This window comes from Flavobacterium psychraquaticum (assembly GCF_034497725.1).
Lineage (GTDB): Bacteria > Bacteroidota > Bacteroidia > Flavobacteriales > Flavobacteriaceae > Flavobacterium > Flavobacterium psychraquaticum.
The window spans coordinates 330545-352550 of the sequence record NZ_JAXKVR010000030.1 but is presented as its reverse complement, the minus strand read 5'-3'; the positions used below and the strand labels follow the sequence as shown (position 1 = coordinate 352550).

Annotated in this window: 23 protein-coding genes; 16 read left to right on the top strand and 7 right to left on the bottom strand. The window is 32.9% G+C overall.

Annotated elements, in window-relative coordinates; genetic code table 11:
* Positions 1 to 90 precede the first annotated feature (90 nt).
* Complete coding sequence (locus tag T1L09_RS11285) at positions 91 to 315, top strand: hypothetical protein (RefSeq protein WP_322551065.1); 225 nt, start codon at positions 91 to 93, stop codon at positions 313 to 315.
* Here the strand turns inward: T1L09_RS11285 and T1L09_RS11280 are convergent.
* Together T1L09_RS11280 and T1L09_RS11275 are read right to left on the bottom strand one after the other, a co-directional pair.
* Positions 312 to 1451 (bottom strand): ATP-binding protein, encoded by a 1140-nt coding sequence (locus T1L09_RS11280; RefSeq protein WP_322551064.1) that lies wholly within the window; start codon positions 1449 to 1451, stop codon positions 312 to 314. The genes T1L09_RS11285 and T1L09_RS11280 overlap by 4 nt on opposite strands.
* A 76-nt stretch (positions 1452 to 1527) precedes the next feature.
* Positions 1528 to 2400 carry an aldo/keto reductase gene (locus T1L09_RS11275; RefSeq protein WP_322551063.1) on the bottom strand — a complete coding sequence of 291 codons (873 nt, stop codon included), beginning with the start codon at positions 2398 to 2400 and terminating at the stop codon, positions 1528 to 1530.
* A gap of 176 nt (positions 2401 to 2576) precedes the next feature.
* Between T1L09_RS11275 and T1L09_RS11270 the strand changes: the two genes are divergently transcribed.
* The 10 genes from T1L09_RS11270 (at position 2577) to T1L09_RS11225 (ending at position 12902) form a co-directional block, all read left to right on the top strand.
* Entirely contained in the window at positions 2577 to 3581 is a 1005-nt protein-coding gene (locus T1L09_RS11270) for an AAA family ATPase (protein ID WP_322551062.1), read from the top strand.
* Between the two features lie 103 nt (positions 3582 to 3684).
* The gene (locus T1L09_RS11265; RefSeq protein WP_322551061.1) at positions 3685 to 4551 is read left to right on the top strand and encodes a DUF58 domain-containing protein; all 867 of its coding nucleotides are present in this window, start codon (positions 3685 to 3687) and stop codon (positions 4549 to 4551) included.
* 10 nt (positions 4552 to 4561) lie between these two features.
* Positions 4562 to 6178: a hypothetical protein gene (locus tag T1L09_RS11260; protein WP_322551060.1), complete on the top strand. Its 1617-nt coding sequence runs from the start codon at positions 4562 to 4564 to the stop codon at positions 6176 to 6178.
* Entirely contained in the window at positions 6178 to 7182 is a 1005-nt protein-coding gene (locus T1L09_RS11255) for a vWA domain-containing protein (RefSeq protein ID WP_322551562.1), read from the top strand. Before T1L09_RS11260 ends, T1L09_RS11255 begins: the two co-directional genes overlap by 1 nt.
* 11 nt (positions 7183 to 7193) lie before the next feature.
* Entirely contained in the window at positions 7194 to 8237 is a 1044-nt protein-coding gene (locus T1L09_RS11250; protein WP_322551059.1) for a vWA domain-containing protein, read from the top strand.
* Entirely contained in the window at positions 8230 to 8976 is a 747-nt protein-coding gene (locus T1L09_RS11245; RefSeq protein WP_322551058.1) for a tetratricopeptide repeat protein, read from the top strand. Before T1L09_RS11250 ends, T1L09_RS11245 begins: the two co-directional genes overlap by 8 nt.
* A gap of 3 nt (positions 8977 to 8979) precedes the next feature.
* Entirely contained in the window at positions 8980 to 10791 is a 1812-nt protein-coding gene (locus tag T1L09_RS11240) for a BatD family protein (protein WP_322551057.1), read from the top strand.
* Between the two features lie 37 nt (positions 10792 to 10828).
* On the top strand, positions 10829 to 11209 hold the full coding sequence (locus tag T1L09_RS11235; RefSeq protein ID WP_322551056.1) for a GxxExxY protein: 381 nt from the start codon (positions 10829 to 10831) through the stop codon (positions 11207 to 11209).
* A gap of 121 nt (positions 11210 to 11330) precedes the next feature.
* Complete coding sequence (locus tag T1L09_RS11230; RefSeq protein WP_322551055.1) at positions 11331 to 12089, top strand: tetratricopeptide repeat protein; 759 nt, start codon at positions 11331 to 11333, stop codon at positions 12087 to 12089.
* An 84-nt stretch (positions 12090 to 12173) separates the two neighbouring features.
* Entirely contained in the window at positions 12174 to 12902 is a 729-nt protein-coding gene (locus tag T1L09_RS11225; protein WP_322551054.1) for a phosphodiester glycosidase family protein, read from the top strand.
* A gap of 2 nt (positions 12903 to 12904) precedes the next feature.
* Here T1L09_RS11225 and T1L09_RS11220 read toward each other — a convergent pair whose 3' ends face one another.
* Positions 12905 to 13435 carry a CvpA family protein gene (locus tag T1L09_RS11220; RefSeq protein WP_322551053.1) on the bottom strand — a complete coding sequence of 177 codons (531 nt, stop codon included), beginning with the start codon at positions 13433 to 13435 and terminating at the stop codon, positions 12905 to 12907.
* Between the two features lie 133 nt (positions 13436 to 13568).
* Between T1L09_RS11220 and T1L09_RS11215 the strand changes: the two genes are divergently transcribed.
* The 4 genes from T1L09_RS11215 (at position 13569) to T1L09_RS11200 (ending at position 16530) form a co-directional block, all read left to right on the top strand.
* On the top strand, positions 13569 to 13925 hold the full coding sequence (locus tag T1L09_RS11215) for a hypothetical protein (protein WP_322551052.1): 357 nt from the start codon (positions 13569 to 13571) through the stop codon (positions 13923 to 13925).
* A gap of 101 nt (positions 13926 to 14026) precedes the next feature.
* Entirely contained in the window at positions 14027 to 15046 is a 1020-nt protein-coding gene (gene pheS / locus T1L09_RS11210) for a phenylalanine--tRNA ligase subunit alpha (protein ID WP_322551051.1), read from the top strand.
* A 52-nt stretch (positions 15047 to 15098) separates the two neighbouring features.
* On the top strand, positions 15099 to 15506 hold the full coding sequence (locus T1L09_RS11205; protein ID WP_322551050.1) for a hypothetical protein: 408 nt from the start codon (positions 15099 to 15101) through the stop codon (positions 15504 to 15506).
* Between the two features lie 184 nt (positions 15507 to 15690).
* Positions 15691 to 16530: a thioredoxin family protein gene (locus tag T1L09_RS11200; protein ID WP_322551049.1), complete on the top strand. Its 840-nt coding sequence runs from the start codon at positions 15691 to 15693 to the stop codon at positions 16528 to 16530.
* A gap of 24 nt (positions 16531 to 16554) precedes the next feature.
* Here the strand turns inward: T1L09_RS11200 and T1L09_RS11195 are convergent, their stop codons facing one another.
* The 4 genes from T1L09_RS11195 to T1L09_RS11180 all read right to left on the bottom strand — a co-directional run bounded on the left by T1L09_RS11195 (position 16555) and on the right by T1L09_RS11180 (position 20942).
* Positions 16555 to 17553, bottom strand: a complete 999-nt coding sequence (locus T1L09_RS11195) for a TerC family protein (RefSeq protein ID WP_322551048.1) — start codon at positions 17551 to 17553, stop codon at positions 16555 to 16557.
* Positions 17554 to 17722: 169 nt separating this feature from the next.
* Positions 17723 to 18718 (bottom strand): NAD(P)H-dependent glycerol-3-phosphate dehydrogenase, encoded by a 996-nt coding sequence (locus tag T1L09_RS11190; RefSeq protein ID WP_322551047.1) that lies wholly within the window; start codon positions 18716 to 18718, stop codon positions 17723 to 17725.
* Positions 18719 to 18992: 274 nt separating this feature from the next.
* Entirely contained in the window at positions 18993 to 20156 is a 1164-nt protein-coding gene (locus T1L09_RS11185; RefSeq protein WP_322551046.1) for an iron-containing alcohol dehydrogenase, read from the bottom strand.
* 3 nt (positions 20157 to 20159) lie between these two features.
* Positions 20160 to 20942 (bottom strand): type 1 glutamine amidotransferase domain-containing protein, encoded by a 783-nt coding sequence (locus T1L09_RS11180; RefSeq protein WP_322551045.1) that lies wholly within the window; start codon positions 20940 to 20942, stop codon positions 20160 to 20162.
* 62 nt (positions 20943 to 21004) lie between these two features.
* Here T1L09_RS11180 and T1L09_RS11175 point away from each other — a divergent pair, with 62 nt between their 5' ends.
* Positions 21005 to 21925 (top strand): LysR family transcriptional regulator, encoded by a 921-nt coding sequence (locus T1L09_RS11175; RefSeq protein ID WP_322551044.1) that lies wholly within the window; start codon positions 21005 to 21007, stop codon positions 21923 to 21925.
* Positions 21926 to 22006 lie beyond the last annotated feature (81 nt).

The window sequence follows — 22006 nt, the reverse complement described above, 5'->3', positions numbered from 1 at the left end:
CATTGGAAAAAAAAAGTGAAAATGTACAGAAAATCTGTAACAGTATATCTTTTTTGATTTCGTATATTTATGATATAAATGATAAAGAAAATGAAGTTATATACCCAATCCTTAATCGTCCTACTAATCTTAAGTTTAATCTGGATTTATGCCGTGGTTGATTTAACCTATAATACATTATTTCAAGAGCGCGTTTCCTTATTTAATTCATTAGATTATTCCATTCAATATAAAGTTGTTTATATTCTTGGAACCATACTTTTAGTATCCTATTTACGACTAATTTTTTCTAAAAGAAAAGACAGTTTTTTTTAGTTGTATTTCATTTTTCTCAAAATGCGCATCACTTCTTTAAAAGAGAGATAAACCAAAGGATTTTCAAAAGCTTTCAAATTAGGTTTTGCGGCAACAAGTTTTTCAATGGCTTGCTCAAAACCATTCAAATAGCAGATCATCAAAGTGTGAGGTAAATTAGTTAAATCTCTTTTTTCAGACTCACTTAAGGCAAGACCTTTTTGAAGTTTTGATAAAATAGTATTGTTGGAATTGTAAATATGATGTAACACATTTTTATTGTATTGTGGCGGTTCAAACAATAACTTGGAATCCATTTTGTAATAACCATTGTCAAAAAATTCAATAGTTACCTTTTCCAGCGGATAAAAACTAGTTTTATCATTCAATCCCAAACAAACATATTCGGTAATCGAAAAAGTAGCATCGTCATAAGTAATAGTAACTTCATCTAAAGCGGAATAAAACAACTTAACTTGTTCGTTAATGAGTTCAATATCAACTCTAGAGTAAAACACTTGATCTCTAACTTTTTTCTTATTTCCAGCCCAGCAAACCACAAATAACTCTTTAAAAACTTTATAGTTGGATGGTAAATCTTTGTGTCGAATATTGATAAAATCTAAAACACTCTCTAACGTATGCGAAATACTGTTTCTAGAATTATTTTCTAAACTAATGACAGTTTCAATATTTTGTTTGGAATACGGAATTTTGTCATTTGTAGGCGATGTGTTACTTCCTTTTCGAACAAATGCACTATTCGCCTCAATAGTATGGATCCCTTTCTTAAAATACGATGTTTTCGATTTTGGTTTAATAGTCACTAAACCCACAACTTTATCTCTAGGCAAGTTTGGAAAAGGCACATTTTCATATTGGATTTTAGGCGGATTTTCTAAATAAGCATTCACTAGGTTCTGAATGCGACTGTCATCAAAAAAGTCATCTCCTACGATTTCATTAGATTCATCTTCAACGCCTACAACAATATATGAATTATTGCCTGGATTGGAATTAGAAAGTGCACAAATGTGTTTTAAGAACTTCGCTTTTCCTTCTAAAGTGTGCAAATTTAACAAACGCTTCTTATCATAAAAACTATTCTCATCGTTGTGAGCTAGTAAATTTTTGATAAGTAAGCGCTTGTTTATCATTTTGATTTTAATTTATAAAGTACGAAGTACGAAATAAATGTTACCTCGTACTTCTTATTTAAAACCTTGTAATTCCTTAAGGAACCCTATGTCCCATTGGTTCAGCCCAAATTGCAAACCAATCTTGCGTATCTAAAACTAACGTTTGTGCTTTCATTAATTGTTGAATTCTACTCACATTTATCGTCCCGGCTACCGGTAAAATATTTGCTGGATGTTGTTTCACCCAAGCCAATAAAATAATATCAGCACCAACACCATATTTCTCTACTAATTTCGCCAAAAGTTGACGCAATCGAAAAGTTTGATCGGTATTTTCTCTAAAAGCAACGCCTAATGGATTCCAAGCCATAGGCTGAATTTTATGCAATTCCATAAAGTCTAAACTTCCATCTAACATCGCGTCGTGATGCGTGGCAGAAAACTGAATTTGATTAAACGAAACTTCAGTTTTACTCTGAATTAAAGCCGTTTGCGAAGCCGTAAAATTCGAAACTCCAAATGATAATATTTTTCCATCTGCTTTTAATTTTTCAACAGCTTCTGCAATTTCATTAGCACGCATCAACGGACTTGGTCGGTGTAATAAAAACACGTCTAAATAGTCAGTTTGTAGATTTTTCAACGAATTTTCAACCGAAGAAATAATATAATCTTTTGAATATTCGTAATGTTTTATTTTATTTTCAGGACGACTTTCAGCAATATACTGAATGCCACATTTTGAAATAAATTGCACTTTTTCACGAGCTATTTTTGAATTGGACCAAGCTTTTCCAAAAGAAGTCTCCGTGGTATAACCTCCATAAATATCTGCGTGGTCAAAAGAGGTGATTCCGTTTTCATAAAAGAGGTGAATTAAGTGATTCATTTCTCTTGTGTTGAGGTTTTTATCCCAAAGACCCCAATTCATAACTCCAGCAATAATAGGCGACAGTTGTATAGACATATTTTGTTGATTTTTAAATATTTCTTAAAATTAGCAAATAGAATCATAAAACACTCATAAAAGCGGGAAATTTTAATGATTTTTAACGCTATGTTAACAACTAAAATCTAAAAAAAATTACAATTTGCAGTGTTAAAAAAACGTGCTAATTTCACAGCACCAAATTATACTTTAAAATGGAAGAAAATACTTCGACTTTAGACATTAGAGCCATCAACGAAAAGATTGAAAGAGAAAGTGCGTTTATCGACTTGCTTACTATGGAAATGAACAAAGTAATTGTCGGTCAAAAGCATATGGTGGAGCGTTTGCTTATTGGATTATTAGGCCAAGGACACATTTTACTAGAAGGTGTTCCTGGTTTAGCAAAAACTTTAGCGATTAATACTTTAGCACAAGCCGTTCACGGATCGTTTAGCAGAATTCAGTTCACACCCGATTTATTGCCTGCGGATGTTGTAGGAACTATGATTTACAATATGAAGGACAACGACTTCACCATTCGTAAAGGTCCAATTTTCGCTAATTTCGTTTTGGCGGATGAGATTAACCGTGCACCAGCAAAAGTGCAATCGGCTTTGTTGGAAGCGATGCAAGAAAAACAAGTAACAATTGGTGATGAAACCTTTAAATTAGATAAACCATTCTTAGTAATGGCAACACAAAACCCAGTTGATCAAGAAGGAACTTATCCGTTACCGGAAGCTCAGGTCGACCGTTTTATGTTGAAAACCATTATCGATTATCCAAAAATGGAAGACGAGCGCGCAATCATTCGTCAAAATTTGAAAGGAACTTATGAAAAAGTAAATCAAGTAGTTTCGGTAGAGCAAATTTTAAGAGCTCAAGAAGCGGTTCGCGAAGTGTATATGGACGAGAAAATCGAAAAATACATTTTAGATATTGTTTTCGCAACGCGTTTTCCTGAAAAATATAAATTAGAAAGTTTAAAACCATTAATCAGTTTTGGAGCTTCGCCTCGTGGAAGTATCAATTTAGCTACAGCCGCGAAATGTTATGCATTTATCAAACGTAGAGGTTACGTAATTCCGGAAGATGTTCGTGCAGTCGTTTATGATGTATTACGTCACAGAATCGGAATCACTTATGAAGCGGAAGCCGAAAATGTAACATCAGAAGACATCATCAGCAAAATTGTAAACGAAATTGAAGTTCCTTAAAGAAGTTGGCAGTTCTCAGTCGCAGTAGGCAGTTTTAGAAAAAGCGTAGCACTGAACACTGAATACTGAACACTGGAAACTGAACACTGATCACTCAACAAAAATGGATACCAAAGAAATTCTAAAAAAAGTTCGTAAAATTGAAATTAAAACCCGAAGATTGAGCGATCATATCTTTTCGGGAGAATATCATACGTCTTTTAAAGGACGCGGAATGACATTTTCAGAAGTGCGTCAATACCAATATGGAGACGATGTTAGAGCAATTGATTGGAATGTAACCGCACGCTACAACGAACCTTATGTAAAGGTTTTTGAAGAAGAACGCGAATTAACGATGATGTTATTAGTCGATATTTCGGGTTCGGAAAGTTTTGGTACAAAAAATCAGCAAAAACGTGATATGGTTACCGAAATCGCCGCGACATTGGCTTTCTCAGCCACTCAAAATAATGATAAAATTGGATTATTGTTGTTTTCGGACCAAATCGAATTGTTTATTCCGCCTAAAAAAGGAAAATCACACGTTTTGAGAATTATCCGTGAGTTAATTGAATTCCAACCAAAAAGTCAAAAAACAGATTTAGCTCAAGCCTTGAAGTATTTGTCAAGTGTTTTGAAAAAGAAAGCCATTGTGTTTTTGATTTCTGATTTTATGACTTCGGAATATGAACATACTTTGAAAATTGCTTCAAAAAGACACGATGTAACCGGAATTCGAGTATTTGACCAAAGAGAAGAAAGTCTTCCAAACATAGGAATCGTAACTATGGTAGATGCCGAAACTGGCGAAAACCTAGTGGTCGATACCACATCAAAAAAAGTGCGAACGGCTTATGAAAAAGACTATCGCGAAAACGTAACGTATTTCAGAGATATTTTCTCAAAATGTGGTGCCGGAACCATCAGTGCACGAGTTGATGAAAGTTATGTAACCAAATTATTGGGCTATTTTAAAGCACGTAATTAAGGAAAAATAAATGAAAAAGAATTTTTACTTATATATTTTATTGTTTTTTAGTTTTTTGGGTTCCGCCCAAAAAATCACCACGGCTATTGATTCCACCGAAATTAAAATAGGATCGCAGTTTAATCTGATTATTAAAGCTTCGGTTAACGAAAAAGACAAAGTAGTTTTCCCTAATTCGAAGAATTTTGGTTATTTGGAAGTGTTGGAATCGTATCCAATTGATACCATAAAAAATAATTCCCAATACGAATTAATCAAGAAATACGGGTTAACCCAATTCGATTCGGGTCGTTATTCGATTCCGAAATTAGTTGTAAAAATCAATCAAAAGGAATTTACTACCGATTCACTTTCCATTTTGGTGAATCCTGTAAAAGTGGACACCACCAAACAACAAATGTATGACATCAAAAACATCATCGCCACGGAAGAAGAACCGAGTAGCGAATGGTGGAAATGGTTGGTTTTGTTGGCATTAATTCTGGCTTCGGGTTTTGCTTCGTATTTTATAATTAAACGATTGCAAAAAGCAAAAGCTTCTAAAGAAGAAATATTTGCGTCGCCAATCGAAAAAGCGATTAATTACCTTCAAAATTTAGATAAAAAACAATTGGTTCAAAGAGGAGAAGTTAAAGAATACTATTCCGAAATGACCGATATTGCTCGAACTTACATCGAAGAATCGGTAGATATTCCAGCAATGGAAAGCACCTCAAGCGAATTGTTAACGGCCTTGAAAAAAGCAATTTCCCAAAAGAAAATGTTTGTAAGTAAGGAAGATTTGGCCAAATTTAAAACCGTTTTAGAAAATTCGGATTTAGTGAAATTTGCGAAATCACAACCATTACAATTCGAAATTGAAAAAGATAAAGGTATAATTGATAAGTTTTTGTTGATAATCGACAAAGCTTTACCAAGAACAGAAGAAGAATCGGAAGCATTATTTGCTGAAGAAGTACGAAGAAAGGAATTGAAAAAACAGAAAAACATCAGAACTGCTCTTTCAGTCGGAATTGCCGTTGTGTTTTTTGTGATATCTCTTGCAATTTTTGCTTTTACTTTCGGATTGGATTATTTGAAAGAAAATTATATCGGCTATTCCACTAAAGAATTGTTGCAAAAAGAATGGATTACTTCGGAATATGGCGAACCCGCAATTGTAATTGAAACTCCAAAAGTATTAGTCCGAAATAATGACGAAAAAATTCAAAATAACCTGCCAGAAAACGTAAAAGCAATCAACCGATTTGCTTATGGAAGTATTATTGACGATTTTTCAACGGTTTTAATCACAACTGCTTTTAAGGATACCACTCAAATTGATATCGAAGTTGCTCTTGAAGCCGATTTAAAAGAATTAGAACGCTTAGGCGCGAAAAATATCATCGTGAAAACAGTAGATTTTGAAAATGTAAAAGGACTTTCGGGTAAAAAAGCATTTGGAACGTTTACAACTTTCAACGAAATCAAAAAGGAAGACCAAAAAATGAGTTATGAAATTGTGGTTTTTGCACAAGCGGGTGGCGCACAAGAATTTTTCCTAATTTGTAAGGAAGAGGACGAATATGCACACCAGATTATGGAGAAAATCCAGAATTCAATTGAACTAAGAAAAGCTAAGAAATGATGGGAAAAGTAACCTTTTTAAATCCGGAATTTTTTTGGTTGTTTTTACTAATTCCAATCGCAATTGCTTGGTTGTTTTATAAGCGAAATCAACTTTCGGCTTCCGTAAAAATGCCTTCGGTTTCGGTATTTAAACAAAATCAGACTTTTTTAGCCAAAGCGAAACCATTTTTATATGTATTACGATTGTTGGCTTTGAGTTTCATCATTATTGCTTTAGCTCGACCAAGAAGTGTAGATGTTACATCGAAATCGAAAACTACTAAAGGAATTGATATCGTAATGGCAATTGACGTTTCCAGTAGTATGTTGGCAACAGATTTCAAACCTAACCGACTAGAAGCCTTGAAAAGAGTAGCTTCAACATTTGTGCAAGATAGAGTCAACGATCGAATTGGATTAGTGGTTTATGCATCGGAAAGTTATACATTAACTCCTATCACTTCCGACAAGGCAATTATTTTACAATCCTTAAAAAACATTGGTTATGACGATTCTATTATTGCTGATGGAACTGCAATCGGTGTCGGATTAGCAACAGCCATCAACCGAATTAAAGACAGCAAAGCGAAAAGCAGAATTATTATTTTGTTAACCGATGGTGTAAATAATTCTGGAACAATTGATCCAAGAATGGCTTCAGATATTGCGAAACAATATGGTTTAAAAGTGTACACAATTGGAATTGGTACGAATGGAAAAGCAATGTTCCCAGTAGCAAAAGATGCCAATGGAAAATTAGTTTTTAAAATGATGCCCGTTGAAATTGATGAAAAATTAATGCAGGAAATCGCAAAAACAACCGATGGGAAATATTACAGAGCAACATCAACAGAAAAATTAAAAGAAATTTACGACGATATCAATAAGTTAGAAACAACAGTAGTCGATGAGAAGAAATTCTATAATTACGATGAAAAATACAAGTCGTTTTTATTGATTGCCTTCCTATTATTAGGAGTTGAAGTTTTATTACGAAATTCAGTTTTTAGAGGAATTGTTTAGAAAGAAAGAAAATGTTTGAATTAGAAAACCCGAAATATTTTTATTTATTAGCACTGATTCCAATTCTAGTGGTTCTTTTTCTATTCAATTTAGTTTGGAAAAGAAAAAAGCAAGCCCAGTTTTCAGATTTGGAATTGTTCAAAAAGTTAAGTCCCGAAAAATCAACTTTTAAACCGGTTTTAAAAATTGTTGTTTTGTCGTTGGCATTCGCTTGTTTGGTGATTGCTTTAGTAAACCCAAAAATGGGAACCAAGATGGAAACCGTGAAACGTCAAGGAATTGATATTGTGTTTGCGGTGGATATTTCAAAAAGTATGTTGGCCGAAGATATTGCACCCAATCGTTTGGAAAAAACGAAGCAATTGGTTTCGCAAATCATCAATGAATTGGGAAATGATAGAGTAGGAATTGTGGGTTATGCCGGAAGTGCTTATCCTGTTTTGCCCATGACAACCGATTACGGAATTGCAAAAATGTATTTGCAAAGCATGAATACCGATATGGTTTCGTCTCAAGGAACTGCAATTAATGATGCGTTGAAATTATCAGTTGATTATTTCGACATCAAAGAAACCAGCAAGTTGATTATTTTGGTTTCAGACGGAGAAGATCACGGTGTTGGTGCCGACGAAGCGATTGCAATGGCGAAAGATAAAAATGTCCGAATTTTCAGCATCGGAATGGGAACTGAAAAAGGAGCAATGATTCCGATAAAAGATAATCGAGGGAATATCATTTCATACAAAAAAGATCAAAATGGTGATAATGTCATCACGAAAATGTATCCGGAAACTTTAAAAAGCATTTCCGATAAAACCAAGGCTAAGTATATTAATGGTTCGAATACGAAAGAAGTAGTTGAAGCGGTAAAGTCACAATTGGATAAAATTGAAAAAACAGAATTTGAATCTCAACAAATTGCCGATTTTGAATCCCAATATCAGTGGTTTTTAGGATTGGGATTTCTATTGCTTTTAGTAGATATTTTCCTGCTAGAGAAAAAAACGGCTTGGGTGCAAAAGTTGAACTTATTTAACGAGAAGAAAAATGAATAAAATAGTTTATACCATCGTTTTGTTAATAAGCGGAGTGCTTTTTAGTCAAGAAAAAGACAAAAATCTGTTTGAAGGAAATCAATCTTTCGAACAAAAAAGTTATACCAAAGCCGAAGCAGATTATCGCATTACCGAATCTAAGAAATCACCCAAAAAAGCGGTTGCAGGATATAATTTAGGGAATAGCATTTACCGTCAAAATCAGCCGGGTGAAGCCCAAATCAAATACATTCAAGCGTTAGAATCGGCAAAGACGAAAGAAGAAAAACACCGTATTTTTCACAATTTAGGAAATACCTTTATGTTGGAAAAAAATTATGATTTGGCAACTAAGGCTTATGAAGATGCGCTGCGAAACAATCCATTAGATGAAGAAACTCGCTATAATTACGCTTTAGCGAAGAAAAAGAAAAAGGAAAATCCGCCACCAAAAGGAAACGACGATAAGAAAAAAGACGGCGGAAAAGACAAACAACCACAACCGGAAAACAACAAGAACGACAAAGGAGACGAGAAAAAAGATCCAGAGAATGAAAAGGGTGATAAAGACAAAAAAGAAGACAAAGGTGACGGTGACAAAAAAGAAGATAAAAACGAAGCGCCAAAACCTTCCGGAGCCGACAAACAACGAATTGACAACATCTTAGATGCGGTGAACAACGCCGAAAAGAAATTACAAGATAAGATTAACGAGAAGAAAGTAAAGCCACGAGCGACTACAAATGAAAAAGATTGGTAATTTATGAAAAAAATATTTTTAGTTATACTTATTTCATTTTTCTCTGCCTCAATTTCTGCTCAAGTAAAATTTGAAGCACAAGTTGAAAGAGATACTTATGGATTAAATGAACGATTTCCATTAGCTTTTTCTATTAATAATGAAGGGGATAATTTTCAAGCACCAAAAATTACTGGATTTAAGGCAGAAGGACCTTATATTAACAAAGGAAATCAAACGTCAATCACGATTGTGAATGGAAGAATGACGCAGAAAAGAGAGATTTCTACCCAAGTTATTTACTATTTAACGCCAACAAAAAAGGGAACTTTCACAATTGGTTCGGCTTCAATTGAATTTAATGGAACCGTCTATAAATCCCAACCGATCAAAATTACGATTACAGATCCGGTTCAATTGCCCACTTATCCGGGACAATATCCGCATCCGCAACAACAACAACAACAACAACAGCAACAGAATTACGATTTTGGCGAAGGAATTCATTTGGTGGGTGAAGTTTCATCAAGAAATCCTTTTGTAAACGAACCTGTTACAGTGGTTTATAAATTATATTTCCCGTATAACAGTTCGGTTTCCAATTTTAGAAATTTTCAAGCTCCAAAATATGAGAATTTCTGGAGTCAATATGTTGACATCAAACAACTTCGTGCCGAAAAAGGAAAATACAACGGTAAAGATTATAGTATGGTGGTGTTGCGAAAAGTGACGCTTTATCCGTTAGAAGCTGGAGCGAAAATCATCGAACCGTTTAAAATTGATGTCGATGCTGAGGTGCCAACAGGGAGAAGTGACTTTTTTGGACAATTAGAGATGACTGCCGTTGAAAAATCACTGAACACTGGAAAGCAAACCATAAATGTAAAACCACTTCCTGAAAACGGTAAACCAGCTAGTTTTTCTGGAGCTGTCGGACAATTTGATTTTAAAGTAAAACCGTCAAAAACCAGTTTAAAAGCGGGTGAATCATTAGATTTAGAAGTAAGCGTTGCTGGAAAAGGGAATTTGAAATTATTTACACTTCCAAAACCAGTTGTACCAAACTCATTGGAAATGTTTGATCCTATTCATTCCGAAAACGTGCAAACACCATTAACTGGAATGGTTGGAAATATCTCGGATAAATACACGATTATTCCTCAATTTAAAGGAAAATATACGATCAAACCAATCGAGTTTTCGTATTATGATTTGGCGAGTAAATCCTACAAAACTATCACATCAGATGAAATTACAATTGATGTGGCAGAAGGGGATAACGTTGTAGTTTCAAACACTGAAAACACTAATAAAAACACGATTCAGAAGAAAGAAGTATTCCAATATAATAAGTTGAAAACAAGTTTTATTTCGGCTTCAAAAGACGATTTCTTAGGTTCTGGAATGTTTTATTCGTTGTTGTTTGCACCTTTATTGTTGATTCCGGTTGTGATGTTGGCACGAAAACAAAAAGAAGCGAAAGATGCCGATGTTTTTGGAAACAAAGTAAGAAGGAACAACAAATTGGTGAAGAAATACTTGTCGGAAGCCAAAAAACAAATGGGCGATAAAGTGCCGTTTTATATGGCGATGGAAAAAGCATTACACAATTTCTTGAAAGCCAAATTGCACATTGAAACAGTTGAAATGAGTAAAGAAAATATCATCGAATTGTTGCAACAAAGAAACGCTTCGGAAGCTAGTATTTCGCATTTTATCGCATTAATGAACGATTGCGAATATGCACGATATGCACCAGCAACCGACACGGCAATGACCAATGATTTTGACCGAGCGATTGAAATAATTACGGAACTTGAGAAACAGTTGAAATAACCACTAAGGGCACTAAGAAGGCACAAAAAAAACAAATATGACAGAGCAAGAAATTTCTAAATTAGTATTTGATAGTGCTTTGAAGGTTCATAAAATGCTAGGTCCTGGATTGTTAGAAAGTGCTTATGAAGAATGTTTATTTTATGAGTTAAAAAAGTCAAATCTTAAAGTTGAAAAACAGAAGGCATTGCCTTTAATTTATGAAGAAGTAAAATTAGATATCGGTTATCGAATTGATATAATTATTGAAGATAAGTTTATTGTTGAAATTAAAGCTGTAGAATCTTTAAATGAGGTTCATTTAGCACAATTATTAACTTATTTGAAATTGACAAATTGTAAATTAGGTTTATTAATAAATTTCAACGTAAAATTATTAAAAGATGGAGTCCGTAGAGTAATAAACGGACAATTATAAAACCTATAACTTTGTGTATTCGTCTTGTAAATAGTGAATAAATACAAAGTAATATTATTAAAAAAACAATATAAAACTTTGTGCCTCCGTTGTGCTCTTTGTGGTTAAAACTTAAATAACAATGAAAAAATATATTTTACTTTTTTTACTAGCCTTTCAATTCGTCTTAGCAAACGAACCAGTTGATGCTATTTTTAAAAAAGCAAATGATGCATACAACAAAGAAAACTATGAAGAAGCATTAATCGGCTTTGAAAAAATCGCTAAAGACGGGAACGTTTCAGCGGATTTGTATTTCAACATTGGAAATTGTTATTATAAGTTGGGAAAAATTGCTCCTTCCATTTATAATTACGAAAAAGCATTGCTTTTAAACCCTGATGACGAAGCGATTCAGACCAATCTGTCTTTTGCTCAAAAAATGCGAATAGACGATATTAAAATCGTTCAAGAAGTTGGGTTTAAGAAACTTGTGAAAGACTTTACTTCCAAATCTAATTATGATGCTTGGGCTTGGACGGCTGTTGTCATCGCTTTTTTAAGTTTACTAGCATTTTTAGGCTATTATTTTGGCAATACAGTTTTGATGAAACGCTTATTTTTCACCCTATTTCTTTTGTCTTTAATTGGAATTGGCGTGACCGTTTTTTCAGCTTTTTTACAGAAGAAATACGATGCCAATTACAATCCAGCAATTGTTTTTGCGGAAGCTACCACCTTGAAATCAGAACCTAAAAACAGTTCGGAAGATGTTGTAACATTACACGAAGGAACAAAAGTTCTGGTATTGGAAACTTTAGGAAATTGGAAACAAGTAGAATTATCAGACAAAACGAAAGCGTGGATTGCGAAAGACGCTATTAAGGAAGTGAAAAAATAGTTTTCAGTGGTCAGTTTTCAGTGATCAGTCTTTTAGTTTGGAATTTAATTTTCTTCTAAGTGCATAGTATATAATATTTTTAAAATGAGAAGAAAAGTAACTTACATCGTATTTGTAATCATAGCAATATTTTCTGTTGGTTTCTTTTCCCAGTCGAAATCTTCACAAATTGCTGATGACCGTTTTATTGTTTACGTTGCAAATCCACAAACACAAAAAATAATATTTTTTTGGAAGAATGAAAAAGGCGAAAACCTCAAAAACGCCGAAAACCTTAATATTTGGCTTAAAACTAATAATAAAAAATTACTGTTTTCAACAAATGGAGGAATGTATAAAAAAGATCGTTCTCCGCAAGGCTTATATATAGAAGACAAGATAATCAAAACAAAAATTGATACTTCGAGTGGAAATGGCAATTTTTATTTAAAACCAAATGGTATTTTTTACATAACGACAGATAACAATGCAGTTATTTCTAAAACCGAAGATTTTAGAAATAATATAAATATAAAATACGCTACACAATCTGGGCCAATGCTAGTAATAGATGGTACTGTTCATTCAGCTTTTAAAGAGAAATCGACTAATTTGAACATCCGAAATGGTGTAGGAATTCTACCAAACAATGAAGTTGTATTTGTAATCTCGAAAAAAGAAATCAATTTTTATGAATTTGCTGATTTTTTCAAAAAGCTCGGTTGTAAAAACGCATTATATTTAGATGGGTTTGTTTCTAGAACCTATTTGCCTGAAAAAAATTGGGAACAACTTGATGGAGATTTTGGAGTGATAATTGGGGTTACAGAATAATATTATTCTACTTCCTCCTCACCAATTACTTCCGACTTAATATTCGAATACCATTCTTCAATACTTGGATAAATGGCGCTTGAAATCTCTTTTATCGGATTGTAAAAAATAGAAGCTTCTTGTTTTTCTTCAGATAGCAACATATTGTTTACGTTGATTTTTTCAAAAATGAATAACACAACGCTTAATGCTAAAATTGTTTTTAATAAACTAAAAACGACTCCAGCTAATTTATTAATCCATCCTAAATAAGCAAAATCGGCTATTTTAGTGATGATTTTTGCTAATAAGTGAATTCCGACTACTACAATTAAAAATGTAATCACAAAAGCGGTAATTTCAATATATTTTGGATTCCAAGAAGCAAAAGTGTCGCCAAGAATTGCTCCCATCAAGTGCGAAAACTTAATCGCTAAATAAATTCCAGCAATCAAAGCAAAAAACGAGGCAACTTCCACGAAAAGTCCGTTTTTCAAACCTTTGTAAACGGCAAAACTCAATAAAACGGCAAAAATAATATCAATAAAACTCATATTTTACAAAATAGATTCATCCGCAAAGATAAAAGAATTGTTGAAACTTGTTTTCTGTGTTATCTTTGCATAAATATTATTGGAATACTAGAAAACTTCTAAATTCTATATTCCGACTTCAAACTTTAAAATAATGTCCAGAGATATACAATTAAAAGAACGTTGGGAAAGCGTTGTTGCTAAATTATCCGATCGTTTTTCTAGCGGAGAAGACCTTGATTTAGAAGGAATCATTTACTTAATTGGTGTGCAAGAATTAGGAAAAATTAATGTAGCATTCAAAAAAGACGAAAAATTAAACCTGATGCATATTGCTATTTGCCGTTTGTTAGAACCTTACGGTTATTACCAATTCGAATATTTTGATAACGACGGCTGGCCTCATTATATCGTAAAAGAAGAATTACCGCCGTTAAAAGCAGGAGAACAATCGGTATTGATGAAAGAAGCGATTGTGAGTTATTTTTTAGAAAAAGAATTGATAGATTAGTATCCAATAAAGTAACCATTTTTCATTTCTGAAGTTTTAGACAACCTGAAACTTGAAACTTGAAACAAATTGTTTAATTTTGCACCTTTATAATAAGTCTGATGATAGAAACGATTAAAGCCCATATTGAAGAAGCAAAAGCTTTTCAAACTGATAATAAAGAACAATTAGAAGTTTTCCGAATTAAATATTTGGGAAGCAAAGGCTTGTTGAAAGACTTTTTTGCCGAATTCAAGAATGTTCCAAACGAACAAAAGAAAGAATTTGGTCAAATTATAAATGAGCTTAAAACTACGGCTGAAGAAAAGGTGAAAACCATTCAAGACGCTTTAGAAAATAAAGAAGAAGCAAAAGGAATTTATGGCGATACAACGCGTCCTGGAGAAACGATGAATATGGGTTCTCGTCATCCAATTTCGATTGTGAAGAACCAAATGATTGATATTTTTTCAACCATCGGATTTAACGTATCCGAAGGTCCAGAAATCGAAGACGATTGGCATAATTTCACTGCTTTAAATTTACCAGAATATCATCCGGCAAGAGATATGCAGGATACATTTTTCATCCAAACGAATCCTGATGTTTTGTTGCGAACACACACTTCATCCGTTCAGGTGCGTTATATGGAAAATAATCAACCGCCGATTCGTACAATTTCTCCAGGAAGAGTTTTCCGTAATGAAGCCGTTTCATCGCGTTCTCATTGTATTTTCCATCAAGTAGAAGGTTTATACATTGATAAAGATGTTTCGTTTGCCGATTTAAAACAAACCTTATTATATTTCACGAAAGAAATGTTCGGAAAGTCAAAAATTCGTTTAAGACCTTCTTATTTTCCTTTCACAGAACCAAGTGCAGAAATCGATATTTATTGGGGTTTAAAAACCGAAACTGATTACCGAATTACCAAAGGAACCGGTTGGTTAGAAATTGGTGGTTGCGGAATGGTCGATCCAAATGTTTTGAAAAACTGCGGAATTAATCCAGACGAACATACTGGTTTTGCCTTCGGAATGGGAGTAGAACGTATTGCAATGTTGTTGTATCAAATTGGCGATATTCGAATGTTTTATGAAAACGATGTCCGTTTCTTAGAGCAATTTAAATCAAATATATAATTACTAGACCTAGCAGGTTTCCAAAAGCTGTTAGGTCTTTTTATTTACAAAAATGAAAAAAGATATTATAATCCCAATAGTTGAAGGTGTTCATATTGTGGCATTTAAAGAATGGAATGATGATTTTTTAGAAAATTCTTGGTACGCTTATTTAGTGAACGATACTGATAATTTACTAGAAATGGCTACGGTGGTTTCTCGTGCTTATGGTTTAATTAATGGAGAAGAGCGTAAAACGGGTTCTTTTCGTCACGCGTTTGCAAAAGTGGAACCAAGAACCGCAACTAAAGTAGAATTGTTGGAAAATAATGTTTTGCAATTGAATAACGAATTTATGTTGGCTTACTTTATTGGCAATACAATGTTTGATAAATCGTTTGTTTTTGAAGTCAGCGATTTTTTAGAAGAAGCCACTTTAGATTTACCGATTATCAACAAAAAAGGGATAATAGGAAAATAATTTATTTTCTGGTATATTGATTGTTTAAATTTATCCACACACTTTTTTAAAGCAACACTTTATTTTTTAAAGATTGAAAAATTAGAAAGTTGGTGTTCTTTTTGATGAACTAATGCTACAATTTAATTAAGTAACACGGGAACGTTTTGTTGTCGCGAATAATTACTTTTAAAAAAGGAAAGCCATGAAAAAAGTCTATTTTAGTTTTATGTTGTTAACGAGTGTTTTGCTAAATGCACAAGTTGTCTTTGAATCTTCGCTTTCGGAAGCATTTAAAAAAGCAAAAGAACAAAACAAGCCTGTTTTTATTGAATATTACAATTCAGATTGTTCGGTGTGTAAGCGTTTGGGCGATTTACTTCGATCAGATCAAGAAGTTTCGACCTTTTATAACAGGCGATTCATCAGTTACGCGATGAATTCAAACGAATCACTTTCGGAAGAAGATAATAATTTCATTACCAAAGCAAATCTTCATTTTGAAAGCGTTCCCGTACTTTTATATTTCGACAAGAATCAAAAGTTCTTGCATCATAGTGGCGTAACAGTTACTTCAGAACACGTGATTAACGAAGCTAAAAAAGCGGTTCTTCCGGATTATAACACTTCTGGCCTAAAGGCAAAATACGAGGCGGGAGATCGTTCGGTTCGTACACTATATGCATATTGCGATATGTTAAAGGTGAATCAAAACGAAACAACGCTCAACAAAGTAGCACAACAACTTTTCGAATCCTTTAAAAAAGAGGAATTACCAACGAATAAAAGTTATATCATACTGAAACAAGTTGTTAATTCTACCGAAAATGGTTTTTTTCAATATTGGATTAACAATTTAGATAAGTTAAAAGATTTTGAAACCGGTCATAAAGCCGGAACAGAAATTGCGAGTTTAGAAAAAATTGTATTGAAAGAACTAAGTGATCCCAATGTAAAAAAATGGGATACTTCTAAAAAAAATAAGTTTAAAGAATACATTTTAAAACTTAAAATAACCGATAATCCAGATGTTTTCTTTGAATAATTTTTTATAAATCCTACGTTTATTTTATGTTTTAATTGGAAATAATAACGACCAAACGACAGAAATTATTAAGACTCCCCCAACAACTCCTAATGACACTGGAGTAGGAATATGGAAAAACGGAGCTACTAACATTTTTACACCAATAAAACTTAGAATAATAGCTAATCCATAATGCAAACGGCTAAACATATACATAAAGTTTGCTAATAAAAAATAAAGCGACCGAAGTCCTAAAATGGCAAATATGTTTGAAGTATATAAAATAAACGGATCATCTGGTGCAATTGCAAAAATAGCGGGAATACTATCTACGGCGAAAAGCAAATCGGTTAACTCAATAATTACAACCACTACAAACAAAGGTGTTGCCATTTTTATACCATTTTCGATGGTAAAAAATTTATCACCATCAAAATTATCACTTACTTTAAAAAAACGATGCACTAATTTTGAACCCGGACTTTTAGAAAAATCTTTATCACCATCATCTTCACCGTGGCTGAACCAAGATTTTACTCCAGCAACAATTAAAATAACTCCAAAGATGGTTAGCAAGTAATTGATTTTTACAGTTTGTCCAAAAAGCTCCATTTCTGGTAAATAGGTGTAATTTAAAATCCAAACGCCTGTAAAAATGAAAATAGCTCTAAAAAATAGTGCGCCGAGGACCCCCCAGAATAATACTTTGTGTTGGGCTTCTTTGGCGACATTAAAATAGCCAAATACCAAAATAAATACAAAAAGGTTATCTACAGAAAGCGCTTTTTCAATCCAATACGCGCCTTGAAATTGCATGAATTGCTCTGCTCCTAAATAATGATAAATTATACCACTAAATCCCATCGCAAAGGAAATCCAAATTACGGACCAAATTGCCGCTTCTCTATTTGAGACAACGTGGCTTTTTTTATTCAGTACTCCTAAATCTAGCATAAGCATTGCTATAATTACAACAGCAAATATGCTTAAAATTACAGGATGGTTAATCAAATGGTCTACTTTCGTTTGAAGTGCAATCATAAATTATTTTTTTTGCAAATTTAATACATCATTTTTTTACCAAGAGAAATGGAGTTAACAATCTGAAATTCAATGTCTTGTAAAATTTTAATTTTTATCAAAAAAGATACAAATAAATGATAATCAAATATTTACGTCTTTTTTATGCCATAACGAGAATATTTGAAAATTAATTCAATTTATCTGTTAATTCTTTGAAAACTGCCTTCGCGTCTTTGTTTTCGTATAAGATTTCGTAAACAGCATCAATAATTGGTGTGTCTGCTCCGTATTCTTTGTTTAATTTGTAAGCACTTTTTACTGCGTAATATCCTTCTGCCACCATACTCATTTCCATTTGTGCAGATTTTACGGTGTAGCCTTTTCCAATCATATTTCCAAACATTCTATTTCTAGAAAAGATAGAATATCCCGTAACCAATAAATCACCTAAATAAGCCGAATTATTTATGTTACGCTTCATTTTGTGGACTTTACTAATGAATTTCTTCATTTCGCGAATTCCATTGCTCATTAATACTGCTTGGAAGTTATCGCCATAGCCTAACCCATGTGCAATTCCTGCTGCAATAGCATAAATATTTTTTAAAACAGCTGCATATTCTGTTCCAATGATATCATCCGTAGTTTTTGCTTTGATGTAGTGTGAGCTTAGATTTTTAGCCACATATTTGGCTTTTTTTCTATCGCTACAAGCAATGGTTAAGTACGATAAACGTTCCATAGCTACTTCTTCCGCATGACATGGACCCGTAATTACGCCAATATTTTCAAACGGAATATCGTATTTGGTATGAAAATGTTCACCCACAATTAAGCTCGATTCTGGAACAATTCCTTTAATCGCAGAGAAAATCACTTTACCTTCTAAACTTTCTGTCAAACTTTCCAATTCTTTGCTCAAAAAAGCAGAAGGAACCACAAAAATAACATAATCAGCATAAGCAACTGCTTCGTTGATATCGTTTGTAAGTTTTAATTTATTGGTATCAAACGCAACCGAACTCAAGTAATTTGGGTTGTGTTTTTGGTGTTTTAAATGCTCAATGGCGGTTGTACTTCGCATATACCAAGCAATTTCATCTTGGTTCTCACAAAGCATTTTTGCAATTGCAGTTGCCCAGCTTCCTCCTCCTATTACTGCAAATTTTGGCTTTATTTCCATTTATAAATCTAATTAGAAAATCAAAATTAACGATTTAAAATGCATTATCAAATGAAATTGTGAAAACTGTTGTTTTAAATTTTAGTATTAAAAGTGCAGTTTAAATTCAAAATCATGAATTTTTAAAATGTAATACGTTGATTATAATTGGATTACATATTTTTATTGCATTAAAAAAGCGTCCAAGTTATTAACCTGAGCGCTTTTTTAGTGATTAACAAAACTATAATTATTTTATCCGAAAATCCATCATCGGAATATCCGAATATCTAATTTAATAGCTCATTTCAACTATTTCTCTAACCTTTTCTAAAGTAATGTTTTGTTTTTCTCCCAAAGCTTTCCAACCTCTTTCTTCAAAACGATTTACGATAAAATCAGCTGTTTTTTCATAATTTTCAGCGTTTTCTGAAAGTTTAGTTTTCATTCCCATTGTATGGAAAAATGCTACTGTTTTCTCGATTGCTTTTTCTGCTATTTCATCCGTTGAACCTGTTAGATTCCAAACGCGTTTACCATATTGAGCTAATTTGTCTTTCTTAGTTTCAAACATTACGCGGTATAAACTTGGTGCAATGATTGCCAGTGTTCTTGCGTGATCAATTTCATATAAAGCCGTTAATTCGTGACCAATCATATGTGTTGCCCAATCCGAAGGAACGCCTTTTTGAATTAATCCGTTCAAAGCCATAGTCGCACTCCAAACAAAGTTTGAAGCCAATTTATAGTCTGATGGATTTTCAACTACTTCCGGACCAATTTCAATCAGCGTTTGTAAAATACTTTCCGAAAAACGATCTTGTAAATAAGCATCGTGCGGATAAGTTAAATATTGCTCCATAACGTGTGTAAAAGCATCTACAACTCCATTTTGCAATTGTCTTTTTGGTAAAGATGTAATTACCGTTGGGTCTACAATTGAGAATTTTGGAAACAAAGCACTTCCGCCTAAAGTTAATTTTTCTTGTGTTGCATTAATAGTAACCACGGCGCCCGAATTCATTTCAGAACCTGTTGCTGGTAAAGTTAAAACTGTTCCGAAAGGAATCACATTTGAACCTTCTTTGAAAAGTATTTTTTTTCTTAATATATCTGCGGCGTCTCCTTCATAATTAACAGCAGCTGAAATAAATTTCACACCATCAATTACACTTCCACCACCAACAGCTAAAATAAATTCGATTTTTTCTGTTCGGATGATTTCAACCGCTTTCATCAAAGTTTCATACTTTGGGTTGGGTTCAATTCCTCCAAATTCTACAATTTCATATCCGTCTAAAGCTGCTTTTACTTGGTCGTAAACACCATTTTTGAAAATACTTCCACCACCATAAGCGATAAGAATTTTAGTATTTTTTGGAGTTAATTCTGATAGTTTTGCAATTTGCCCTTTTCCAAAAACATAATTTACCGGATTGTATAAATCGAAATTATTCATTTTTTATTTTTTTAATTGTTGTAATAATTTTTGAGCTACTAGTTTAGAAGAAGCAGGATTTTGACCTGTAATCAATAAACCATCTTCAACTGCATAAGGTGCCCAGTTTTCAATTTTACTATAAATAGCACCATTTGCTTTTAATGCGTCTTCTAATAAAAACGGGACAACTTTAGTCAAACCAACAGCTTCTTCCTCTTCGTTTGTAAAACCTGTAACTTTTTTACCTTTAACTAAATATTCTCCATTTACTTTAACATTTTTCAAAGCCGCTGGAGCGTGACAAACAAAGGCAACTGGTTTGTTGTTTGTGTAAAAAGATTCTATTAAAGCGATAGAATTTTTATCGGATACTAAATCCCATAATGGCCCATGTCCGCCGGGATAAAAAACTGCGTCATAGTCAGCTTGATTAATGGCTGCTAATTTTAATGTATTAGCTAATTTTTCTTGTAAACCTGCATCGCCGTCAAATCTTTTGGTGTCTTCAGTTGCAGCACTTGGATCAGCACTTTTTGGATCAATTGGTGGCTGTCCACCTAAAGGAGAAGCGATTGTAACTTCAATTCCTTGATCAATCAATTCATAATAAGGAGCTGCAAATTCTTCAATCCAAAATCCTGTTTTTTCTCCTGTGTTTCCTAGGTCGTCGTGACTAGTTAAAACAAATAATACTTTTTTCATAGTTTCTTTTTTTATTAGCTGTGTTTCTTGAACTGTTTCTGGCGTATTTTCTTTACAACTAAAGTTTAATACAACCATTAAAGCTATTGCGATGTTTTTCATAATTTATTTTTTACAAATTTACTACATTAATGATATTAGTAAAAATAATTTAAATTATGTTTGTGATAAATATATTTATAGCAATGGTTAATTTAGAATGGTATCGAACGTTTAAATCGGTTTACAAAAACGGAAATTTTTCACTCGCAGCAAAAGAATTATTTATTAGTCAACCTGCAGTAAGTCAGCAAATTTCAATGTTGGAAGCGCACGTAGGTTACAAATTGTTCACACGAAAATCAAAAGGTGTAGAGCCAACAGAATATGCTAAGTTACTAAATAATTTAATCATAGAAGCATTAGACCGATTAGAAAGTGTGGAAAGTGGTTTTAGAGAAAAAGCATTTAATGCCAATAAATTAGTTTCTGTAGGAATATCGAAACATTTATTTCGAAGTATTGGTGCAAAACTACTTTCGAAATTTGATTTTATTGATTTTAATTACGCAGAAAATGACGAATTGTTTAATTTGGTAGATAGTAAGAAGATTGATTTTGCAATTGTTTCTAAAAAATACGACACTTTTGATACGATCCAAAAAGAGTTGGGCATCATTAAACAAATAATTGTTGGAAGTAACAATCTGGATTTAAAAAGCGTTAAAAAAGATATTAAAAATAAGAATTATACCAATGTAGAACTTTGGTTAAACCACCAAAAATGGTATAATTATGATGCGGGAATTCCGCACGTGAAGTTATTTTGGTTGTATGTCTTCGACAAAAAAAGACCCTCTATTGTGTCGAATTATATTATTCCGTCTGAATCAGAAATGCTTAACGCTTTAGCTGATAATTCCGGAGTTTCCGTAGTTTGGGATATTAATGCCAAGCAATTATTACAAGAAAATAAAATTCAATTGGTGTGGAACAGTTCAAAAATGCCTGAAACTGAAATTTATTTGTTAGCTCGAAAAAACGATACTTTAAATTCGATTTTAGAAGATGTGAAGAATGAATTGAGGAGTTTAATATTGCGTTAAAACCTCTCTTTTTTAATTTAGTTACAAAATTAAATATAGAATTAGTTTACATTTGCGTCTAATTATTATTTGTAAGTAGAA